15 protein-coding genes and 1 riboswitch are annotated in these 22,592 nt (G+C 35.2%); of the genes, 7 read left to right on the top strand and 8 right to left on the bottom strand.

All coding sequences use genetic code 11. The annotated features are described in order from the left end of the window. Positions 1-11: 11 nt before the first annotated feature. On the bottom strand, positions 12-671 hold the full coding sequence (thiE, locus tag NST14_RS02265; RefSeq protein ID WP_061185491.1) for a thiamine phosphate synthase: 660 nt from the start codon (positions 669-671) through the stop codon (positions 12-14). A gap of 16 nt (positions 672-687) precedes the next feature. Beyond that, on the bottom strand, positions 688-1,494 hold the full coding sequence (gene thiM / locus NST14_RS02260) for a hydroxyethylthiazole kinase (protein ID WP_001080177.1): 807 nt from the start codon (positions 1,492-1,494) through the stop codon (positions 688-690). A gap of 72 nt (positions 1,495-1,566) precedes the next feature. After that, positions 1,567-1,676: riboswitch (TPP riboswitch) on the bottom strand. A gap of 268 nt (positions 1,677-1,944) precedes the next feature. On the opposite strand from thiM, the gene topB reads away from it, so the two are divergent. Then, complete coding sequence (gene topB, locus NST14_RS02255) at positions 1,945-4,134, top strand: DNA topoisomerase III (RefSeq protein WP_000047311.1); 2,190 nt, start codon at positions 1,945-1,947, stop codon at positions 4,132-4,134. Between the two features lie 40 nt (positions 4,135-4,174). On the opposite strand, the gene NST14_RS02250 is transcribed toward topB, so the two are convergent. The 5 genes from NST14_RS02250 to NST14_RS02230 all read right to left on the bottom strand — a co-directional run bounded on the left by NST14_RS02250 (position 4,175) and on the right by NST14_RS02230 (position 13,321). Further along, positions 4,175-7,180: a YhgE/Pip domain-containing protein gene (locus NST14_RS02250; protein WP_000810114.1), complete on the bottom strand. Its 3,006-nt coding sequence runs from the start codon at positions 7,178-7,180 to the stop codon at positions 4,175-4,177. Positions 7,181-7,486: 306 nt separating this feature from the next. Then, on the bottom strand, positions 7,487-8,278 hold the full coding sequence (locus NST14_RS02245) for an endonuclease/exonuclease/phosphatase family protein (RefSeq protein ID WP_061131268.1): 792 nt from the start codon (positions 8,276-8,278) through the stop codon (positions 7,487-7,489). A gap of 4 nt (positions 8,279-8,282) precedes the next feature. Then, positions 8,283-9,920 (bottom strand): PTS transporter subunit IIBC, encoded by a 1,638-nt coding sequence (locus tag NST14_RS02240; protein WP_000705536.1) that lies wholly within the window; start codon positions 9,918-9,920, stop codon positions 8,283-8,285. 205 nt (positions 9,921-10,125) lie between these two features. Beyond that, entirely contained in the window at positions 10,126-11,790 is a 1,665-nt protein-coding gene (locus tag NST14_RS02235) for a glycoside hydrolase family 13 protein (RefSeq protein WP_001044728.1), read from the bottom strand. A gap of 238 nt (positions 11,791-12,028) precedes the next feature. Beyond that, the gene (locus NST14_RS02230) at positions 12,029-13,321 is read right to left on the bottom strand and encodes a methyl-accepting chemotaxis protein (protein ID WP_000410248.1); all 1,293 of its coding nucleotides are present in this window, start codon (positions 13,319-13,321) and stop codon (positions 12,029-12,031) included. 207 nt (positions 13,322-13,528) lie between these two features. Between NST14_RS02230 and NST14_RS02225 the strand changes: the two genes are divergently transcribed. The 4 genes from NST14_RS02225 to NST14_RS02210 all read left to right on the top strand — a co-directional run bounded on the left by NST14_RS02225 (position 13,529) and on the right by NST14_RS02210 (position 17,898). Then, positions 13,529-15,253, top strand: coding sequence for a methyl-accepting chemotaxis protein (locus tag NST14_RS02225; protein WP_000912973.1), 1,725 nt, complete (start codon positions 13,529-13,531; stop codon positions 15,251-15,253). 170 nt (positions 15,254-15,423) lie between these two features. After that, positions 15,424-16,146 (top strand): amino acid ABC transporter ATP-binding protein, encoded by a 723-nt coding sequence (locus NST14_RS02220; protein ID WP_000616931.1) that lies wholly within the window; start codon positions 15,424-15,426, stop codon positions 16,144-16,146. A gap of 121 nt (positions 16,147-16,267) precedes the next feature. Next, positions 16,268-17,062, top strand: coding sequence for an ABC transporter substrate-binding protein (locus NST14_RS02215; protein WP_000823748.1), 795 nt, complete (start codon positions 16,268-16,270; stop codon positions 17,060-17,062). Positions 17,063-17,205: 143 nt separating this feature from the next. Next, positions 17,206-17,898 (top strand): amino acid ABC transporter permease, encoded by a 693-nt coding sequence (locus NST14_RS02210; protein WP_000461604.1) that lies wholly within the window; start codon positions 17,206-17,208, stop codon positions 17,896-17,898. A gap of 52 nt (positions 17,899-17,950) precedes the next feature. On the opposite strand, the gene NST14_RS02205 is transcribed toward NST14_RS02210, so the two are convergent. Continuing rightward, a complete protein-coding gene (locus NST14_RS02205; protein ID WP_000661225.1) occupies positions 17,951-19,036 on the bottom strand; it encodes a fatty acid desaturase family protein in 1,086 nt (361 codons plus the stop codon). A gap of 581 nt (positions 19,037-19,617) precedes the next feature. On the opposite strand from NST14_RS02205, the gene NST14_RS02200 reads away from it, so the two are divergent. Together NST14_RS02200 and NST14_RS02195 are read left to right on the top strand one after the other, a co-directional pair. Then, positions 19,618-21,144, top strand: coding sequence for an FAD-dependent oxidoreductase (locus tag NST14_RS02200; RefSeq protein WP_000199956.1), 1,527 nt, complete (start codon positions 19,618-19,620; stop codon positions 21,142-21,144). 143 nt (positions 21,145-21,287) lie between these two features. Beyond that, the gene (locus tag NST14_RS02195) at positions 21,288-22,589 is read left to right on the top strand and encodes an MFS transporter (protein WP_073541579.1); all 1,302 of its coding nucleotides are present in this window, start codon (positions 21,288-21,290) and stop codon (positions 22,587-22,589) included. Positions 22,590-22,592: the final 3 nt, after the last annotated feature.

Raw genomic sequence — 22,592 nt, 5'->3', positions numbered from 1 at the left:
ATAGCCTTCTTCTACAAACTGTTACTCACTTCCTCTACTAGCCTCTTCGTACTTTCATACGCAGATTCAGCTAAACTAATCGCTGAAATAACTGAAACACCGTCCGCACCTGCTTCTATAACCGAAGCGGTATTTTCAATTGAAATGCCTCCAATTCCGACAATCGGTATTGTAATTCCTTGTTCTCTAAAATGAGCTAAACCTTTCGTTCCTTGCACTGCTTTCGTATCTTTTTTCGTACTCGTTGGAAAAATAGGTCCTACACCTAAATAGTCAGCCCCATTTTCAATTGCCCAGCGTGCTTCTTCAATTGTATGTGTAGATACACCAACAATCTTATCACCCATTTTTTCACGAACAGAGGTAATTCCTTCATCATCTTGCCCAACATGCACGCCATCTGCATCTAACTCGAGAGCTAGTTCCACATCATCATTTACAATGAACGGTACACCGTACTCCTTACAAATTGCTTGTAGTTCTTTTGCAAAACAAATGCGTTTCTCTTCCGTTAAAGCGCCTTCCCCCTTTTCACGAAATTGAAAAATTGTTATACCACCTTCAAGTGCATCTCTCAATACTTGCAGTGGATCCTTCGTACAATTATTACTTCCCATAATAAAATATACTGATAACAACCTAGACATTTCTGACTTTGAAATACGTGACATTTATTTTCCCTCCTTACTATATAACCTCAATTTTCCCATACTTCTCTATATCACCTGAAGTCGTATTCGCTAACTGATTCAAAAATTCAATTTGAAAACTACCAGGTCCTTTTTCCACCGTCTTGGCAGCTGCCAGTTCCGCAGCTACCCCATAAAACGTTAATGCCGCTACCGCTGCCTTTACATAATCCTTTTCTACCGCTACAAATGCTCCTATTACAGAAGTTAGTAAACAACCTGTTCCCGTAACTTTCGTTAAAATAGGATGACCGTTTCGAATGAGAACAGTTCGCTCTCCATCTGTAACAACATCTTCTTTTCCAGTAATCACCGCAACTGTATTCAATTCATCCGCTGCCTGTTTTGCAATACTTACGACATTACCATTTCCAGCACCAGCGTCTACCCCTTTAATTTCCCATCTCTCATTAATAACGTTCGCTATTTCAGCTGCATTTCCGCGAATAATCGCTAATTCAATTTCAGCCGGAATATGTCTCGCAACTTCTGTTCGATACGATGTTGCTCCTGCACCAACTGGATCAAACAGTACTGGTACATTGTTCACATTTGCTGATTTACCGGCAAGTAACATCGCTTCTACTTCTTCCGGACGAAGTGTTCCCATATTTAATACTAACGCTCCAGCAATGCTAGCCATTTCTGCCACTTCTTCTTTTGCATACGCCATTACAGGCGATGCCCCTAACGCTAACAAACCGTTAGCTGTAAAATTTGTTACAACAACATTTGTAATATTATGAACGAGCGGATTAGATTCTCTCACCAAATCCACTACTTTACTAATTTCTTTCCTATTCATCCTTCTCATCTCCTAACTATAGTTATGGGAGATACACAAAAAGGCACTTTGCGCGTACGCAAAGTGCCTGAACATGTGCTTTTACACTCTCCCTACGCTGGCATTATCCAACAGGTTCAAATGGTCAATGACGGACTAGTCATACTCTCAGTTTGTATCCACAAACTCCCATGTGTTTAGTATTCTTCTACTTCAAAGTCTACTCTTATTCTAGTAAAATAACAAGTTCTTTACTTTTCTATTTAATATAGAAGCAACTAATAAAACAATACGCATAATAACTATCTATTTCTCACAGTCTCATCATGGTGCATATTATGTTCTGTCACGATCATTCACTTTCAAACAGATGTTATCCCATTAAAAAACGTTCAAATCTGGAGCGAAACTGAATCTCAAGAAGATGTATGCTATAGTTAACGTATGGAAATTTGAAAGGATGTTTTAAATATGTCAAAAAGCGTTGTAATCGCTGAAAAGCCTTCCGTTGCACGAGATATTGCACGTGTACTGAAGTGCGATAAAAAGGGAAACGGCTACCTTGAAGGTAGTAAATATATTGTGACTTGGGCTTTAGGTCATCTCGTTACATTAGCAGATCCAGAAAGCTACGATGTGAAATATAAAAAGTGGAATTTAGAAGATTTACCGATGCTACCTGAGCGTTTGAAATTAACTGTTATTAAACAAACAGGGAAACAATTTAATGCTGTAAAAAGTCAGCTTCTTAGAAAAGATGTAAATGAAATCATTGTAGCAACAGACGCTGGACGCGAAGGAGAATTAGTCGCTCGTTGGATTATTGATAAGGTTCGAATTAACAAACCAATCAAACGTTTATGGATTTCATCTGTTACTGATAAAGCAATTAAAGATGGTTTTGCAAATTTAAAACCAGGTAAGGCATATGACAATTTATATGCTTCAGCAGTTGCACGTTCAGAAGCTGACTGGTATATCGGTCTTAACGCGACTCGAGCTTTAACGACTCGCTTTAATGCCCAGCTTAACTGTGGCCGTGTGCAAACACCTACTGTTGCTATGATCGCTAATCGTGAAGATGAAATAAAGAACTTCAAAGCTCAAACTTACTACGGCATCGAGGCTCAAACGACAAATCAGTTAAAACTAACTTGGCAAGATGCAAACGGCAATAGCCGCAGCTTCAATAAAGAAAAAATTGATGGTATTGTAAAAGGTTTAGATAAGCATAATGCTACTGTTTTAGAAATTGATAAAAAACAAAAGAAGTCATTCTCTCCTGGTCTTTACGATTTAACTGAATTGCAACGTGATGCCAATAAAAAGTTCGGTTACTCTGCGAAAGAAACATTGAATATTATGCAGAAATTGTATGAGCAGCATAAAGTGCTAACATACCCTCGTACAGATTCGCGTTACATTTCATCTGATATCGTTGGAACACTTCCAGAACGTCTAAAGGCGTGCGGCGTTGGGGAATATCGTCCTTTAGCACATAAAGTATTACAAAAGCCTATCAAGGCTAATAAATCATTTGTTGATGATAGTAAAGTAAGTGATCATCACGCAATTATTCCGACAGAAGGATACGTTAACTTCTCCGCCTTCACAGATAAAGAACGTAAAATTTATGATTTAGTTGTAAAACGTTTCTTAGCTGTTTTATTCCCAGCATTCGAATACGAACAACTAACGTTACGCACAAAAGTCGGTAATGAAACGTTCATTGCACGCGGAAAAACAATTTTACATGCAGGTTGGAAGGAAGTATATGAAAATCGCTTTGAAGATGATGATGTAACCGATGACGTAAAAGAGCAACTTTTACCTCGCATCGAAAAAGGCGATACATTAACTGTAAAGTTAATTATGCAAACATCAGGTCAAACGAAAGCACCTGCACGTTTTAATGAAGCGACTTTACTTTCAGCAATGGAAAATCCTACAAAATATATGGATACGCAAAATAAACAACTTGCTGATACGCTAAAATCAACTGGTGGATTAGGTACTGTAGCAACGCGTGCTGATATTATTGACAAGCTATTCAATTCGTTCTTAATTGAAAAACGTGGTAAAGATATTCACATTACTTCAAAAGGCCGTCAGTTACTTGATTTAGTACCAGAAGAGTTAAAATCACCTACACTAACTGGTGAGTGGGAACAAAAGCTAGAGGCGATCGCAAAGGGTAAACTGAAAAAAGAAGTATTCATTTCCGAAATGAAGAACTATACGAAAGAAATTGTTTCTGAAATTAAATCGAGTGATAAAAAATATAAACATGACAACATTTCAACGAAGTCTTGTCCAGATTGCGGTAAACCAATGCTAGAGGTAAACGGCAAAAAAGGAAAGATGCTCGTTTGCCAAGACCGTGAATGTGGTCATCGTAAAAATGTCTCTCGTACAACAAACGCTCGTTGCCCTCAGTGTAAGAAGAAGTTAGAATTACGTGGTGAAGGTGCAGGGCAAATCTTTGCATGTAAATGTGGCTATCGCGAAAAATTATCCACATTCCAAGAAAGACGTAAAAAAGAATCTGGAAACAAAGCTGATAAGCGTGACGTTCAAAAATATATGAAACAACAGAAAAAAGAAGAAGAACCATTAAATAACCCATTTGCAGAAGCATTAAAGAAATTAAAATTTGATTAAACAAAAAGGTTCCTACCTCTATCGGTAGGAACCTTTTATGTTAGTGAATGATTTTACTTCCTTTTGCGTTCTCAACGAATTTTTCGCTCGATTTGTTAATTGGTGTTTTCAATAATAACGCAGCTACAATCATAACTACTACGAAAGCACTTAATACAAGTAAATCTCGCGTTACAATATCCCACAGCATTCCGCCTACTGTTTCACGAATTGCACTAATTGCATATGTGAACGGTAAGAACGGATAAATTGCTTGGAAGAATTTCGGTGTCATTTGAATTGGGAATGTTCCGCCCGACCCTGCTACTTGCAGTACAAGTAAAATGATCGCCATCGATTTCCCAACGTTTCCAAAAATAGAAACGAGTGAGTATACGATACAAACGAAGACTCCACCAATAAATAAACTAAATAATACAAACCAGAATTTATCGACTACGTACGTACCGAGTAAGAATATATCTCCCATTGATACGATAAACGCTTGTGAAAGACCTATCGTTAAGAATGTTAATAAACGTCCGAAGTAAATTTCATGGCTCTTATAATTCGCGCCCTCTTCATGTACTTCTACTGTTAATAATGAAACCATTAATAATGCGCCTACCCATAATGCAAGCACTGTATAGAATGGTGACATCGCTGAACCGTAGTTCGGCATTGCAAATAATTTATTCTCTTTTAAATTTACTGGATTCGCAAAGTAGTCACTTTGCTTCTCAACATCGTTTTTCAATAAGCGTATGATGTCTTTTAAATCCTCTTCAGATTCAAAATCACGAATTTTATCTGCCAATTCTTTAATCTTTTTCTCAGTAGCTGGCATTTCAGCTTTAATGTCTGCTAATTTCTTTTTACCATCTACTAAGCCTTTTGATGAATCTTCTAGTATTTTTTTAACATCTGGAAGCTTTTTGTCTGCTTCTTTTAAAATTTGAGATGTGTTTTTAGACATCTCTTTTGTACGAGCAATTGCTTCATTAAAGTTTGGAACGATTTCTGAATCGTATTTAGCTAAGATGTCACTTATTTGGGCCGAAGTACTTTTAGATACTGCGTTAATACTTTCAATAACATCTGCTGCTGGCTTTTGACCTTTATTAATAGCGTCAATTCCTTTATCAGTTAAATCGATTCCTTTTTGAAGACCATCTTTTACTTTATTCAATTTAGAAATCGTGTTATTCGTGTTCTTATCACTATTTACATCTGCTAAAACTTTATTTGTATTTTCCAGAACTGGAATCATATCATTAACTAAATTCCATGCTGCTTTGAACTGTCCATTTAAATCATTTAAGGCTACTTTTGTAGAGTCTAATCCATTAACACCTGCGTTGCTTAAGTCTTCTCTTGCTTTTCCAAGTTCTGTTTTTACTCTGCTGTAATCACTTACAGCCTTATCGTACTTTTCTCTACCATTGTCTAATGCCTCATTGGTTTGATTTACTAACTCATTCGCTTTTTTTATATCTTGATTTAAATTACCTCTAAGTTGCTGAGCATCTTCTTTTACATTTTCAGCTTTGTCTTTCAATTGCTCAGCTTGGTTTTTCAATTGCTCAGCTGTGCTTACTGCTTTTTCGAAATCTGCTACAAACGTAGCATTATAATCTGCTTCTGCTTGATTTACCAAGTTATTTATTGCATCTAGCTTTTTATTAGTAGCATCTCTTACATCTTGTTTCACTTCTTGCCCTGTACCAATAATATTGGCAATATCTTTAACGCCACCATTTGCATTTACAATTGCTGTTTTAAGGTTTGTTAATTTCTCTATTCTCTTTTGGAAGAATTCTTTTCCAAAATCAGTTGATGCCGACTCTTTAAATTTAGTAAAGATATCAATTACATATGAAACACTATCTGCTCTACCTTGTAGCGTCTCAGAAACATTATTAAGATCTTGTTTCGCTTTCTCTGGATCAAAATTACCATTTTGCAACCCGTTTATAACACCTTGTGCGTAAGTTGTTCCGACACGTATCGAACTAAAAACATTATTTACAGTTTGATTAATATTTTTAGCAATATTTTTATACCCCTCACCATTCACTTGCGGTAATGCTGGAATTTCTGGTATTTCTGGTATTTGTGGTATTTGCGGAATAGTTATATTAGGTAACACTGGTAATTTAGCTGGATCTGGAAGTGTCAGATTAAAATCAAATGAAGGATTTTTTAAGTAATCTGTAATTTTCGCTGCAGCATCCAATCCCTGCTTCGTTACAATTAAATTATTCTTAATAGTTCCTGGAGCACGATTCAATGTTTCATCGTTTCTCGCAAAGAATGCATCTAAGCTCTTAAGTGTATCCTGACCATCATTAATAACACTCTCTACAACCGGCAACTCTTTCTGCGCTACTTTCACAACATCCTCTGCTCGAGTCGCATCATCTAACGCCTTATCCATCAATGTATTCATTTCTGGGAACTGCGCTTCTAACTTAAATACAAGATCTTTTACTTTCTCAATACTTGGTAAGTTTGTTTCTAAATCGATTCCAAGGTCATTGAAGATTTTAAAAATCTCACCGTTCGCTGTTTTAACAAAGTTTTTACTAATTTCTTCTGTAATACCTGATGCACCTTTTGCTGTAATCTTCGGTGCAATCGCATTTACCTTTTCATTTACATAGTAATCAAGTTCTGGTTTCTGTGGATTTTCATCCAGAACAGTTGCAATCTTTTCAGAGAAGTCTTTTGGAATTGTAATGCTTGCATAGTAATCCCCGCGTTCCACTCCGTAAATTGCTTGTTTTTCATCTACAAATTTCCAGCCAAGATTTTTGTTTTTCTTCAGAGAATCTACAATCTCGTTCCCGATATTGATATCTTTTCCTCTTAAATTAGAGCCTGCATCTTCGTTAGAAACTGCAATGGGAACTTCTTTTGTATTTCCATATGGATCCCAAGAAGCTTTAATGTTAAACCATGCATATAACGATGGTAAAATCATTAACCCTACAACAATAACAATTGCAGCCCAATGTTTTGCTACATTCCGTAAATCTGTCTTATAAATACGCCAAATTTGTTTCATAGAAGTTATCACCTAATTATATATTTTTCCTTCTTTAGAAAATGATACATACATTTTGCAATTATATCACTTTCTACATCGTGGATTAACCAAAAACGAACTATTTTTTCCCATTAACTTTAACTTACTACATTATATAACGAAGTAAGTCAAAGTATGAATACAAAATGACCAAATCGGTTTTACATTCAATAATAACAAATATATAGGAAATGTCATAAAAAATACAAGTATTTTCTCTTGGAAATACTTGTATTCTTCAAAAAAATCCTCACAGCTTTTTATCAACTGTGAGGATTTCTTCTATTATATATCTACTTGTACTTCTACACCGAAATGATCTGAAATTACATTTCGGTTTGTACCATTAAAAATAACTTTTGAAGAACGAACTTTTTCACTTCGGTTACACAATATTAGATCGATTCGTAGATTATGTTTATTTTCATCCCAACCAGCAATTTCCCCTTGGACAGTTGTTCCTTCATCCTTCTCTATTGCTAGTTCATATGTGTCATGCAAACCTTTTTGCATCATATATTCATAGCCCTCACCTTGCAAACGGGCATTATTATTAAAATCACCCATTAAGAAGGAAATTCCATTGCTATCTACATGCTCCATCAAACGATTCACTTGATCTTTAAATGATTCTTCTTCATCATTCCACCAACCGAGGTGGCAAGAGTAAAACGTGATGTTCTTACCATTATAAGCAATTGTTGCACTTACAATTTTGCGTGTTTTCCAATACGTTGTATCCTTATTTTCTGAAATAAAGAACGTATCTTCTTTTACAACATTATGCTTCGTTATAATCGCTAATCCTTCTTCATACACATCATAACCAATATGAGAGAAATCCCAAGTAATATTGTAATCTTTTACATGTAACGCTTTTAACTCTTCTAATAGTAAAAGTCCAAAATTATCTTCTTTCTTGTTACCGCATACATTTTTAGCTCCTATCGACTGACTTACTTCTTGCAATGCGATAACATCGTACTCTTCTTCTTGAATGACTTTAGCAAGATATTTTATCTTTTCTATTTGATTTTCTTCTTGCCAAGAGTGACAGTTTAAAGTTAGCAATTTCATATTATTACGCACCTAACATATCTTGAATGTCTGACTTTAATACGTCAGCTTTCGGGCCATATACCGCTTGTACACCTTTATCTTTTACGATTAGTCCTAAAGCACCATTTTGTTTCCACTGCGCTTCTGGTGCAACAACATCTAAATCTTTTACTGTTACACGTAAACGTGTCATACAAGCATCTACGTCAGCAATATTTTCTTTTCCACCTAATAGATCAATAACTTTTGTTGCTAATGAACCATCTTGTACATTTCCTGTTCCTTCTGATGCCTCATCTTCGTTATCGATATAGTTACCTGCACGTCCTGGTGTTGGTAAGTTGAACTTTTTAATTAAGAAATTGAATAATGTAAAGTTCAGACCGAAGAATACTAATGAAACGATAACGAAATTGATTAAATCTCTAGTTAGTCCTGCATTAACCATCATCGGTGTACGAGTAATTAACTCAATAAATCCGAATGCGTGAACACGTAAGTTAATTAAATCTGCTAATGCGAATGCAAGTCCTGTTGTAATTGCATATACAACATATAATACTGGAGCAATAAACATGAACATGAATTCAATTGGTTCTGTTACACCTGTTAAAAATACTGCTAATGCTGCTGATAAGAACATTGGTTTATATTTTGAACGTTTTTCTTTATCAACATTACGGAACATCGCGAAAGCAATACCCATTAATGCTGCTGTTGAACCGATAACTTGTCCAGCTTTGAAACGAGCTGGTACAACGTTATTTAATAGATCGTTATATGCTTTTGTATCTCCATTTGCTAATAAGTTATTTAAATCTGTAATCCATGCAAGCCATAAAGGATCTTGTCCTGCTACAACTTGTCCAATTTTCGAGCCAGTTAACATCGTATATGTTCCACCTAGCTCAGTATAGTTCATCGGAATTGTTAACATATGGTGTAAACCGAATGGTAATAGTAAACGTTCTAACGTTCCATATACAAATGGTGCAACAATTGGTGCACTATCTTTTGAAGCTGCAATCCAGCGACCAAATTCATTTAATCCACTTTGGATGAATGGCCATAAAAGTGATAATACAATTGCAGTTACTGTAGACCAAACAATTACAACGAATGGTACGAATCGTTTTCCGTTAAAGAATGCTAATGCTTGTGGCAGTTTGTTATAGTTATAATATTTGTTATATAAAGTAGCTCCTAAGAAACCTGTGATAATCCCTACGAAAACTCCCATGTTTAATGCTGGTGCACCAAGTACAGAAGTAAAGTAATCTTTTACAATTAAATCTCCCGCTAATACTGAAGAAACTTTCGCTTTTGAATCCGCTAACATTTCAGCGTTTACGCCAAATATAGCTCCTGTAATTCTGTTGGTTAAGACGAATGCTAATAGCGCTGCAAATGCACCACCTGCACGATCTTTCGCCCAAGATCCCCCAATTGCTACTGCGAATAAGATGTGTAGATTAGTAATAATTGCCCAACCGATGTCTTCCATTACGCGAGCGATTGTATGAACTGCGTTAATATCCCCAGCAGACATTCCAATTAACTTACCGATAGAAATCATTAAACCAGCTGCTGGCATTACAGCTACAACAACTAATAACGCTTTCCCGAACTTTTGCCAAAAATCAAAAGACGTAATTTTCATCTGTTCTTCCTCCCCTTTATTTATAACAACATAATGATTTAAATTATAATTTCTGTTTCCTTTATGAAAACGATTCCTTATGTTACTTCATTTTTATCTTTACGCAACCGTTTTCATAAATCTATTTTAATAAAAGCGTTTTCACTTTGCAATAGAAATTTATTATTTTTCATAAAAAAAGATGCTCTAAGAGCATCCTTTTTTATTATGAAATGCGATAAACCCTTGTTTCATAAGGCTTTAACGTGATTGTAGTTACTTGTTCATGTTCCGCAACTTCATAGTTATTTAAAAGCAAACGTTTGCGTTCTAGTGCAAATGAACCCTCATTATATACAGCTTCCTCTTTTGAGATATTACTAATTACAATAATCTTTTCATCATTTAATGTACGAGTATATGCATAAATTTGCGGATCATCTTCTAAAAGTAAATCGTACGTACCATAATTGAGTACATCGTGCTCTTTTTTCAAGGCAATCATTTTCTTATAGAAATTGAAAATAGAGTTCTCTTCATTCTTTTGCTTTTCAACATTAATTTCTTTGTAGTTTTGATTCATACTAAACCAAGGTGCACCTGTTGTGAAGCCAGCATTCATCTCATCGTTCCACTGCATAGGTGTACGTGAATTATCACGGCAAGAAGCCCATATAATTTCCATCATATCTTGATGTGATACGCCCTCTGCAATTTTCTCACGATATAAATTTTTAGTTGCAACATCATCGTAATCTTCAACATTTGGTAATTGGACATTTGTCATCCCAATTTCTTGCCCTTGATAAATAAACGGTGTGCCATGCATAAAGAAGTACATTGCGCCTAGAGCCGTTGCACTTTCACGCCAATATTGTTTATCATCCCCCCAAGTTGAAACGATACGTGGTTTATCGTGATTCTCAATATATAAGGCATTCCACCCTTTATTTTCTAACCCTTTTTGCCATTTTGTTAATACCTTTTTCAGTCCTACAACATCAAGGTCTTTCTTCTTTTCAGCATCCCATAAGCTTAAATGTTCGAATTGGAATACCATATTAAACTTACCTTGCTCTTCTCCAACCCAAAGCTCAGCATCTTCAATCTTAACGCCATTCGCTTCACCAACAGTCATAATATCGTACTTAGAAAATGTATTTTCTTTTAACTCTTCTAATAACGGTTGAATACCATCCACATTCATATGTTTATCAAAGGATGGTACATACTTTAGTTCTTTTGGATTTGGCATATCTTTAAAGCCATCTTCTTTTTTAATATGGCTGATCGCATCCACACGGAAACCATCAATTCCTTTATCAAGCCACCAATTAACTGTGTCGTATAACACTTCTCGAACTTCTTTATTCTCCCAGTTTAAATCTGGTTGTTTACGCGAGAATAAGTGTAAATAATATTGTCCTGTTACTTCATCATATTCCCATGCCGAACCATTAAAAATACTTTCCCAGTTGTTTGGTTCCGCACCATCTTTACCATCATGCCAAATATACCAATCACGCTTCGGATTGTCTTTAGATGAACGAGACTCAATAAACCATGGATGTTCATCACTTGTATGATTAATAACTAAATCAATAATAAGCTTCATATCACGTTTATGAACCTCATCTAGTAAAGCATCAAAGTCTTCCATCGTACCAAACTCATCCATAATATCTTGATAATCACTAATGTCATAACCATTATCATCATTAGGTGACTTATACATTGGACAAATCCAAATTACATCTATTCCTAAATCTTTTAAATAATCCAGTTTCGCAATAATACCTTGTAAATCTCCAATACCATCGCCATTTGAATCCATAAAGCTACGTGGATAAATTTGATAAGCAACCGCTTCTTTCCACCATGTCTTATTCATAGTCATTCTCTCCTTTTGCATCCCATCGGAATTTTATGCAAACGTTTTCGTAACACTATCATAACAAAATATGAATAGTTTGCAACTGTTTTCATTGAACTCTATGTAGTTTCTTGATTCTTATGCTTTATTTATTTCTCACAAAGGCAAATCTCATTCTTCTCATCTCCTTGTCCACGCTTATTACAAACCTTGTTCATATATAAAAAAGGAAGAACAAAAATGCTGTTCTTCCTTTTCACATTGAAAATCTTTCAATTGTCTGTTTCAATTCTGTTGCTTGTTTCTCTAAATCCTTTAATAATTGATCGATCGCTATCATATTTTTAGATTGTTGCAACGTTACACGTGCTACTTCTTGTGAACCAGCTGACGTTTCTTCAGCAATTGCTGCTACGGCCTTCGTCTGTGCCCCTGTTTGATGAATGTGACTCACTTGTTCATTCATATAGCTACTAATTTGCTTCGTTGCATCCGCTACTTCCATAACACTTGATGACATTTCTTTTAAAATTAATTCGGTAGCTTCCCCACGTTTCGCCTCTTCCTTAGCTATTTTCACTTGTTCTGTCATTTTCGTTGCAACTTGTTGCACTTCCTCTTGCATATTCCTTAATAACTGCGATATATTTCTTGCAGAATGGTCACTTTCATCTGCAAGTTTACGTACTTCTTCAGCTACAACGGCAAAGCCCCGTCCATGCTCTCCAGCACGAGCAGCCTCAATAGAAGCATTAAGTGCTAATAAATTCGTTTGGCTAGCAATCTCACTCACCACAGATACAATGTGTTCTACTTGTTTCATTCTTTCCTCTAACTTCTGTACATTTTGCATTGAATCTTCATTTTCTTTCGCCAATGTTTGAATACCTTGAATTAAAGACGTAAAGACACGAGTACTATGCCCTAAAGCTTGAACCATTTCTGAAGACAACTCATCAGACTGTTTCGCTTTCTCTTCTACTTCACTTGCAATAGAAGTTGTTGTATCAACAGCGGAAACAATCGCTTGAATTGATGCCGCTGATTGCTCAGCGCCAGAAGAAATCTCTGCAAGAGTTTCAGAAACACCTTGTGCTTGTTTCGTTGCTTCGCCTGTTTGTTTTCTAATTTGCTGTACTTGATTGTTTGTATACGAAAATGTTGTATCAATATTTTTTACCATGCCCCTTAAGTTCCCAAGCATCATATTAAATGCAACACTTAAAGATTTAATTTCATCATCAGTCTTCGGTAACGGAACATCTTCACGAATGTCTCCTTCAGCCGCTTTTCTCGCCGCCTCCTCTAACTTTCGAAGCGGTTTAATTAAAAATACGGCTGCTCCATATGCTAAAATTCCAGACCATACTACTCCTAATAGCATAACGATAATATTATATGTAGTTTGACTTACATAACTTTGAAAATAATCATATATCACATAAATAAAAAATATACTTGTTGAATATGTAATTAAAGCTAAAACTGTAGTGAATAGCATAAGTTGTGTACGTAAGCCAAAGGAAAATACCTTCCTTTCTTTTTCCATCTCTTCTTTCCCCCTTTTTATAAGTAATATAAGTACTACCTATATATTATTATCCATATTTTCTTTATAGAAAGATATACAGATTTCCATTTTTTTATTTACATATTAATTACATTACTTTTTCTGTATATAATATGTAAATAATGTATAATTTTATTTGGATGCCCATTATATATTCAACTAAATAATTTAAGGTTAGGTGATTCTATGTTAAAAATTCTATATCGGTTAAACGTTATAAACAGATTAATATTATTAGTAGCAGTACCCATTATTTCCATATTAATTATTAGCGTTGTAAATTATATGAATTTACAACACATGCACAACCAACTTCAAACAGTATATGTCGATCGGCTACAACCTATTAAATGGCTTGGATCTATTGAGAGCAGCCTGTACCAAGAATTTAGTTATGTAAAGGAACTCATTATTACTGAAGATGAAAATCGACGTACTACAATTTTAAATAAATTAAATGATACAAATAAAGAAACCGAAAAATTACAGGCTCAATACGAAAATACATATATAACAGGCGAAGAAAAAAAACTCCTTAGCCAATATAAAGAAAAACTAGAAAACTATAAAAAACATCGTGCTCAAATGCTAGATTTCATTAAAGAGAATAAACTGAATCAAGCATATTCATTCTACCTAACTACAGTTGAACCTAATTTATCAGCTACAGTAGGCGCTTTAAAAAATCTTAGTGATTATAATGAAAAGTTAGCTGAAGGTCTGTATAACGACAGCGAACACTCTTATAAACAAGTGATAAGCATAACTATTATTTTATTCATTGCCTGTTTAGTTCTTTGCATTCTTATCTCCTTATTTACTGCTAAATCAATTATAAATCCAATCAATTCATTACGGAGCATAATGAATACAGCTGGAAAAGGGGATTTAACCATTGCCGTACCAAAACAATATCATCATGAATTTGGTCATATGTTTAATAGTTTTGATCAAATGATATCAAACTTACGACAAATTATTAACAATGTGATTCAAACAAGTGCAAAAGTCAAAAGCTCTACAAATCATATTGTTGAAACAGCAACCGTTTCCTCTTCCACTATGGATAACATCGCAAATGCAATGAAACAGTTGTCTCACCATATTAATGATCAGTCTGCAAATATTAAAGATAGTTCTACAGCAATGGATGAAATAGCAAATGGAGTGCAAAGCATAGCTGAATCTTCTACAACGATTTCAAACTTAGCTATTTCTACTTCTGATAAGGCGAATGTAGGAACTGAAATCATTGAAAAATCCATTTCTCAAATGACAACTATCCATACTGTCATGGATGAAATATATAAAGTAGTAGATCAATTGGTTGTTCGTACGCAAGATATCGATAAAGCATTACAAACTATTACTTACATTTCTGAACAAACAAATCTATTATCTTTAAATGCCGCAATTGAATCTGCCCGCGCCGGTGAACATGGAAAGGGATTTGCTGTTGTGTCTGAAGAGGTTCGTAAACTTGCTGAACAGTCAAAACAAGCAGCTACAGATATAACCAAACTGAACTTACTCGTACAAGATGATACAAAAGACGTAGTCAACGTTATGGGAAAAGGACAACAAGAAATTCAAGAAGGCATTCATGCCGTTCAAAATGCAAAATTAGAATTCCAAAATATCGTAAATCATATTAATGAAGTTACAGATCAAATACAAGATATTACAGCAAGTGCAGAAGAAATGTCAGCAAGCTCAGAAGAAATAAATAGCGCACTTATTAATATCTCTTCAATTTCACAAAATATAGTTTCGGAGACTAATTATACATCCCAATCTTCACAAGCTCAGTCGGTATCAATACAGGATATTACAAATATGTCTCTTCAAATGCAAAAACTTGTTGAAGAATTAGAAACGTTCGCAACTCAATTTAAAATCAAAAACTTATAAGTATATAGAAAGACCACCAATTTAGGTGGTCTTTCTATATGAATTATACATTCAGATTTACTTATATAAGAACTGTCACCTAAAAAAAATAAAGGATTCTGACAATTTATGACTAATAACAGAAATAAGGGGCAACATTTGTAAAATATATTTTTGACTGGGGGTTTTGTATGATTCAAGTTCGAAATCTAGTAAAATCATTCGGCTCACTTGATGTTTTAAAAGGAATTGATTTAGAAGTAAAAGAAAAAGAAGTTGTTGTTTTAATTGGCGCCAGTGGTTCCGGTAAAAGTACATTACTTCGCTGTCTTAACTTTTTAGAAATGTACGATGAAGGTGAAATTCACTTGCAAGGTGAACGAATTGATCCAAAACATTCAAATTTAAACAAAGTCCGTGAAAATGTCGGTATGGTGTTTCAGCACTTTAACCTCTTTCCCCATATGACCTCACTAGAAAACATCATAGAAGCACCAATTCATGTAAAAAAATTAGAAACAGCAAATGCAAAGGAGATTGGAAATCAGCTTTTGCAAAAAGTCGGCCTACAAGATAAAGCAGATGTAACTCCTCACCTCCTGTCAGGTGGTCAAAAACAGCGTATTGCCATTGCACGAGCTCTTGCTATGAACCCTAAAATTATGCTATTTGATGAACCTACCTCAGCCTTAGACCCTGAACTTGTTGGAGAAGTATTGCAAGTTATGAAAGAACTTGCTGAAGAAGGAATGACTATGGTTATTGTTACTCATGAAATGAATTTCGCAAGAGATGTAGCTGATCGCGTCATATTTATGGATGATGGAAAGATTGTAGAGGACGCTCCGCCAGCACAATTCTTTTCGGCTCCATCACATGAACGAGCAAAACAATTTTTACGCAACGTTTTATAATGTAACTTCTGTTTCAAACGAAAAGAAATACATTCATACGGTGCACAACCAATCATCTAAATAAAATATCTCAATACCATACTTAAAACCACCCGTATGATCAATATATAGGAGGGGTTTTATGAAAAGAAAATTATTAACCATTGTTGCGAGTATTACGTTATGTACATCCTTCATACTAGGAGCCTGTAGTAAGGAAAGCTCTACTACTTCTTCAAATGGTGAAAAAGAATTTCGGTATGCAATGAGTGGCTTATATAAGCCTTTTAATTATAAAGAAAATGACGGAAAACTTGCCGGATTTGATGTAGAAATAGGTGAGGCACTTGCAAAAAAAATGAATATGAAGCCTACTCCTATTACAAATCCATGGGAAACGCTAATCCAAGGCCTCAAAGCAAAAAAGTATGATGTAATACTGGGCAGTATGGCCATTACAGAAGAACGTTTAAAAGCTGTTAATTTCTCAAATCCTTATTATCGTTCTGGTGCCCAAATTTTTGTGGCTAAAAAGAATACCTCTATCTCTTCTCCAGAAGATTTGAAAGGTAAGAAAATTGGTGTTGTAAAAGCTAGTACCTTTAAAGACCTTGTTGCAAAACATACAGATCAAATTACAGAATACGATAGCGATATTACTGCACTTATGGACTTAGAGCCTGGGCGTATTGACGCAGTAATCACAGATCAAATGGTTGGCTTGCGCATGATCAAAGAAGGTAAGTCAAATATAAAAGAAGCTGGAAAACCATTAAACCTTGATGAAATGGGAATTGCTATTCGTAAAGATGATAAAGAAATGGTTGAGAAAGTAAATAAAGCTTTAGATGAAATCATTAAAGACGGTACGTATGAAAAGATCAGTAAAAAATGGTTTGGGCGTAATATTCTTGGTGAAGAGGAAAAAACAAAGTAAACTAGCTAGTAAAATGTTTCATGAATTATGCCCCACTTTTTATCCCGCAATTTATGGGCAGTAAAACTCCCAATTGGTGCGGGCTAATAATTAGTGGGGTATTTCATTCCCTACCAAAATCCATACAATATGAGGTGACACATATGTTTGAAATTTTTATGTCTACTTATCCCACACTCTTAAAGGCTACTATTCTCACATTACAATTAACAATAACATCCCTATTACTCGGCTCACTAATTGGATTACTATTCGCTTTTTTTCGAATCTCTAACAATAAAGTTTTAAATAGTATTGCTCATGTATACATCGCCATTATTCGTGGTACACCTTTAATTGTTCAAATCGCTATTCTCTATTTTGGGATTACATCCGTTGTTGTTTTTACCCCTTTTTGGGCAGGAGCCATTGCTTTAGCAATTCATAACGGTGCATATATTACTGAAATTTTCCGCGGCTCTATCCAATCTGTCGATCGTGGACAAATGGAAGCTGCTCGCTCTCTCGGTATGCCGTATCCTTTAGCGATGCGCCGTATCGTATTACCGCAAGCATTTCGTCAATCTCTTCCTCCTTTAGGAAATCAGTTTATTATTGGATTAAAAGATTCTTCACTTGTTGCTTACGTAGGAATGGCCGAATTATGGGGATCAGGTTTATCTATTGCTGCAGGTAACTTCCAACAATTAGATACATATATAATCGTTGGTTTATATTATCTCGTGCTTGTTCTCCTATTCACTTACCTTGTTAACCTTTTGGAAAAACGACTACAGCGAAAAGAAACAAACTCAGTTCAAGTTAGTGCAAAGAAGAAAAAAGAAGTCTCTTTATAAGAAAAAGCAAGCCAGAGATGGCTTGCTTTTTCACTGCAACATATATCTATTTTTATTGATTTACTTTTTTAATACTCTCTTCTTCCTCTATATGTTCCTCACGATATGAAATATTATGAGGATCTAGCCCATTTCCTAAAGAACCATAGAAATGCTCTCTATGCGGATCCACTAATTCACTTCCTTGATAATACACACGTGGTGTATTCCATAGCGCTGCCAAAGCTTTTGTCATCGGCATCTCATGATAGCGTTCCGGCCACATTTCTTTAATTTTCTCTTTTACTAACGGGTAGTATTTAGAGCTCATAGCAGGGAACAAATGATGTTCTGTATGATATGAGAAATTGAAATGTAAAACGTCTACCCAACGCGGCACTGTTACTGATAAACAGTTTGCTAACGGATCATTTACTGGAACAATTGGATTTAAGCGGTGATTTGTTGCGATATATGCCATTACAATAAAGTTAGCAATTAACAATGGAATCACATATGCAAATAACCATTTTCCAGGTCCCATAATAAACAATAAACTAATCCAAACAGTCCAAGGCAAAAGAAGTTGAAGCCATACAGATTTTTGATTGGATGACTTAAACTCTTTTATAAAATGAAAGAACATTCGAGTCGAATGCAATGTAAATTGAATTGTTAGTGACAGAAAACTAAAGAATGAACGTACATGAAGAGGCATGCGATATACCCAGCTCAAAAACTTACTCTTTTTAAGCTTCTCAAGTGTAGGCCATGCATCTGGATCATTCTCTTCATGTTGTGTATGAACGTGATGCGTTGCATTATGCCACTTTCGCCAAAGTTTAGGACCTGTTGATAATGGCATAAATGCAATCGCTCCTAAGAAATCACGAAGCCATGCCTTTCTTACAACAGTTCCATGTAAAATTTCATGCCCTAAAAACCCAAGTGAAGCAAAACATAATCCAAGAACGATCGCAATTCCTAGATTAGCCCACACATTCAATTCAAATACACCAATCGATATTAACCCCGCCAATGCCACAAGTAAATAAGCCAGTCCGCCAAATAAACGAGTAGGAACTGGTTTAAATGCTTTTTTCGGCAAATGTGGTGATACACGTGCTGCATACCACCCAAACGTATGAAGCTCCTTCATCCTTTTGCCCCTTTCTTATGCCGCGCCTTGCGCAACTTACATATATCAATTCTTGCTTCCAGATTGATTTTACTAGGTGATTAAAAAGCATCTAGTATAAGGAAAATATACTCACTCTATCGTCACTTATTTTTCGCTTTTATTATCAATGAAAAACATTTATCTTTTTACTCTCTATCAACCTTTCCACATGATGAATCATATCAATAGAATTTCTACATTGTCAATAACTTTTATGACCTAGTAATAAAAGTTGGTTATATTTTTATAATTATACTTTATTTCAATAAAGAAAAAACACATATTTTATAAGGTTTTATCTATTATACATATACGTACCTTGACATGCTATAGACTCTATCTTATTCAAGAACCCTCTGTGTAAACAACAAATACACTCACTTAAATTTAAGCTTTACACAACTTCTACCTCTTCATACCAACAAGACCTAATAATTATACTGAAATAATTTTATCTTTCTTTTAAATAAAAATAGCCTTCCTCTAAAACAGCACACATGAATTTCATCTCATATGGAAATATTAAAAGGAAAATTGTTCTAAATCAGGAGGTTTCCTTAATGACAAGCGATACATTTCCACAATTCCCATCATCTTATTGGATTGAATCTACTCAACTCCCTGCTTTTCCCCCTTTATCTGAAAATATAAAGACAAAAGTCGCTATTATAGGTGCTGGTATTACAGGTATTACTACTGCCTATTTACTTGCAAAAGAAGGCATCGATGTTGTATTAATTGATTCTGGTCTTATTTTAAACGGGACGACTGGACATACAACAGCGAAGATAACAGCGCAACATGATCTTATTTATGATGAATTAATAAACCATTTCGGTATGGAAAAGGCCGGGCTTTACTATGAATCAAATAATCATGCCCTACAATTTATTAATGAAACTTTGCAAACATATAAAATCGACTGTAATTTCTCAAATGAAGATTCATATTTATATACAACTACTGATAAGGGATTAAGAAATTTATCGAAAGAATATGAAGCTTATCAAAAATTAAATATACCTTGTGACTATGTTCAATCTCTATCGATTCCAATTCCAGTACAATCTGCACTTGTCATGAAAAATCAAGCCCAGTTTCATCCCCTTCTTTATTTGAAAACGCTTTTAGAAAAGTTTGTGGAGATGGGTGGAAAAGTTTATGAACAAACGACTGCTATGGATGTAGAAAAAGGAGATTCTCCACAAGTCATTACAAAGGACGGACATCGCATTACGTGTGAATATGTTGTCTCTTGTTCACACTTTCCTTTTTATGATGCGAATAGCTTTTTCTTTACGCGAATGTACGCAGAACGCTCTTATGCTCTTGCTATTAAAACAAAAACAGATTATCCAGGTGGCATGTATTTAAGTATTGATGACCCAAAACGCTCCTTACGCTACACAACAAGCAATGGGGAAAAATTAATTTTAATTGGCGGAGAAAGTCATAAAACAGGCCAAGGAATAAACACGATGCTTCATTATGAAGCACTGTATTCTTTTGCAGAAGCAACGTTTGGGGTAGATGAGGTTCCTTATAGATGGTCAGCACAAGATTTAATCACGCTAGATAAGGTCCCTTATATCGGACATATTAACGAGAGCAATCCAAATATATTTGTTGCAACTGGATATCGTAAATGGGGGATGACAACTGGAACTGCTGCCGCTCATTTACTGAAGGATTCCATTCTAAAAGTAGACAGTCCATATAAAGAACTATATGCACCTTCACGCTTTCATGCAAATCCAGATATAAAAACGTTCTTCTCCCAAAACATTGATGTTGCGAAACATTTAATTGAAGGAAAGATTGAAACTGCATTACGTAAGCCAGAAGATCTCGAAGTTGGTGAAGGATCTGTCGTACATGTTAACGGGAAACGAGCAGGTGCTTATAAGGACAAAGATGGAAAATTACATATTGTCGATACAACTTGTACACATCTCGGCTGCGAAGTGGAATGGAATAATGGTGATTGTACTTGGGACTGCCCTTGCCACGGTTCCCGTTTTTCAATTGAAGGAGATGTTATTGAAGGTCCGGCAGATCAACCGTTAAAACGAGTTGATAATGAGTAAATAAATAAAGAAGTTCAACAGAATGACTGTTGAACTTCTTTATTTGCTATAAAACTTTTTCATATAAATTCCGACATAAGAAGGGAAATATTAACATCAAATGAAATAATATATTCATCTACAAATCAAAAGGGGTGAACATTATGCAACCTTCAGCTCCACCTCATCTAGAACCTACAAAAACTATTTTTTCGAACTCTATTACAAAGCTTGTTGTTTTTATTTGTTGGCTAGCCATTCTAGCTGACGGCTATGATTTAGGTATTTACGGGGCCGTTCTGCCTAAGCTACTGGAAGACAACAGCTGGGCACTATCACCAGCTCATGCTGGTACAATTGCCAGCTATGCTTTGTTTGGAATGTTTATTGGCGCTATTCTAGTTGGAACTATTACAGATCTAATTGGACGAAAATGGACACTTATATGCTGTTTAGCACTTTTTTCTACTACAATGGGCCTAGCTGCACTTGCTCCTTCTCCTGAATTATTTGGACTATGGCGATTTATCGGAGGAATTGGACTAGGCGGTGTCATTCCTACAGCTTCCGCACTTACTGTTGAATATTCACCCAAAAAGCGACAATCTTTTATTTATGCTCTTATGTTTACTGGCTATCCTTTAGGTATCGTGTTAGGCGCTATTTTGTCCATGTTTATGTTAGAAGACTTCGGATGGAGAATTATGTTTGGCATCCGAATGATTCCACTACTCCTCATTCCTTTCATTATTCGTTATTTACCTGAATCCATTCAATTTTTGTTATCACGTAACCGCCAAGAAGAAGTGGATAAAATTCTTAATCGTTTTCAAATTGAATTCCATGCAAAAGAGAAAACTCATCAACCCCCATCTAATATACGAAAGAAAAATGGATTTCTTACTTTATTCTCAAAAGAATACATAAAAGCAACGCTGCTTTTTTGGATCACTTATATAATGGGGATGTTTTTAATATACGGTTTAAATACTTGGTTACCTCAGATGATGCGACAGGCAGGATATCCTCTTGGATCTAGTTTATCATTTCTACTTATGCTAAATATTACCGCCGCTATCGGTGCATTATTTGCTGGAGCAATCGCAGATCGTATAGGAGCCAAAATTGTTATTAGCATTTCCTATCTTATGGCAGCTATATGTATTGGACTATTAACAATTAAACCATCTGTTACAATCATTTATCTTTTAATTGGTCTTGCTGGAATTGGATCGGTCGGTATTACTCAAATATTAAATGCATATGTGACACAATACTTCCCATCCCATATCCGAGCTACTTCCTTAGGCTGGGGACTTGGACTTGGCCGAGTTGGCGCAATTACTGGTCCTATTCTTGTCGGTATTATTATGACAATGCAATATGACTTAGTATGGAATTTTTACTTATTCTCATTTGCAGGTCTTCTTGCAGCTATATCTGTTTTCTTTATTCCTACAAAATAAAAA

The sequence above is a fragment of the Bacillus sp. FSL W8-0519 genome (assembly GCF_038005585.1).
GTDB classification, from domain to species: Bacteria; Bacillota; Bacilli; order Bacillales; family Bacillaceae_G; genus Bacillus_A; species Bacillus_A paranthracis.
The sequence above is the reverse complement of the archived record's forward strand: the minus strand, read 5'-3'. Positions and strand labels throughout refer to the sequence as shown.

Coding starts and splice junctions, on each gene's coding strand:
- thiE (WP_061185491.1), bottom strand. CDS start 671: ATGTCACGTATTTCAAAGTCAGAAATGTCTAGGTTGTTATCAGTATAT.
- thiM (WP_001080177.1), bottom strand. CDS start 1,494: ATGAATAGGAAAGAAATTAGTAAAGTAGTGGATTTGGTGAGAGAATCT.
- topB (WP_000047311.1), top strand. CDS start 1,945: ATGTCAAAAAGCGTTGTAATCGCTGAAAAGCCTTCCGTTGCACGAGAT.
- NST14_RS02250 (WP_000810114.1), bottom strand. CDS start 7,180: ATGAAACAAATTTGGCGTATTTATAAGACAGATTTACGGAATGTAGCA.
- NST14_RS02245 (WP_061131268.1), bottom strand. CDS start 8,278: ATGAAATTGCTAACTTTAAACTGTCACTCTTGGCAAGAAGAAAATCAA.
- NST14_RS02240 (WP_000705536.1), bottom strand. CDS start 9,920: ATGAAAATTACGTCTTTTGATTTTTGGCAAAAGTTCGGGAAAGCGTTA.
- NST14_RS02235 (WP_001044728.1), bottom strand. CDS start 11,790: ATGAATAAGACATGGTGGAAAGAAGCGGTTGCTTATCAAATTTATCCA.
- NST14_RS02230 (WP_000410248.1), bottom strand. CDS start 13,321: ATGGAAAAAGAAAGGAAGGTATTTTCCTTTGGCTTACGTACACAACTT.
- NST14_RS02225 (WP_000912973.1), top strand. CDS start 13,529: ATGTTAAAAATTCTATATCGGTTAAACGTTATAAACAGATTAATATTA.
- NST14_RS02220 (WP_000616931.1), top strand. CDS start 15,424: ATGATTCAAGTTCGAAATCTAGTAAAATCATTCGGCTCACTTGATGTT.
- NST14_RS02215 (WP_000823748.1), top strand. CDS start 16,268: ATGAAAAGAAAATTATTAACCATTGTTGCGAGTATTACGTTATGTACA.
- NST14_RS02210 (WP_000461604.1), top strand. CDS start 17,206: ATGTTTGAAATTTTTATGTCTACTTATCCCACACTCTTAAAGGCTACT.
- NST14_RS02205 (WP_000661225.1), bottom strand. CDS start 19,036: ATGAAGGAGCTTCATACGTTTGGGTGGTATGCAGCACGTGTATCACCA.
- NST14_RS02200 (WP_000199956.1), top strand. CDS start 19,618: ATGACAAGCGATACATTTCCACAATTCCCATCATCTTATTGGATTGAA.
- NST14_RS02195 (WP_073541579.1), top strand. CDS start 21,288: ATGCAACCTTCAGCTCCACCTCATCTAGAACCTACAAAAACTATTTTT.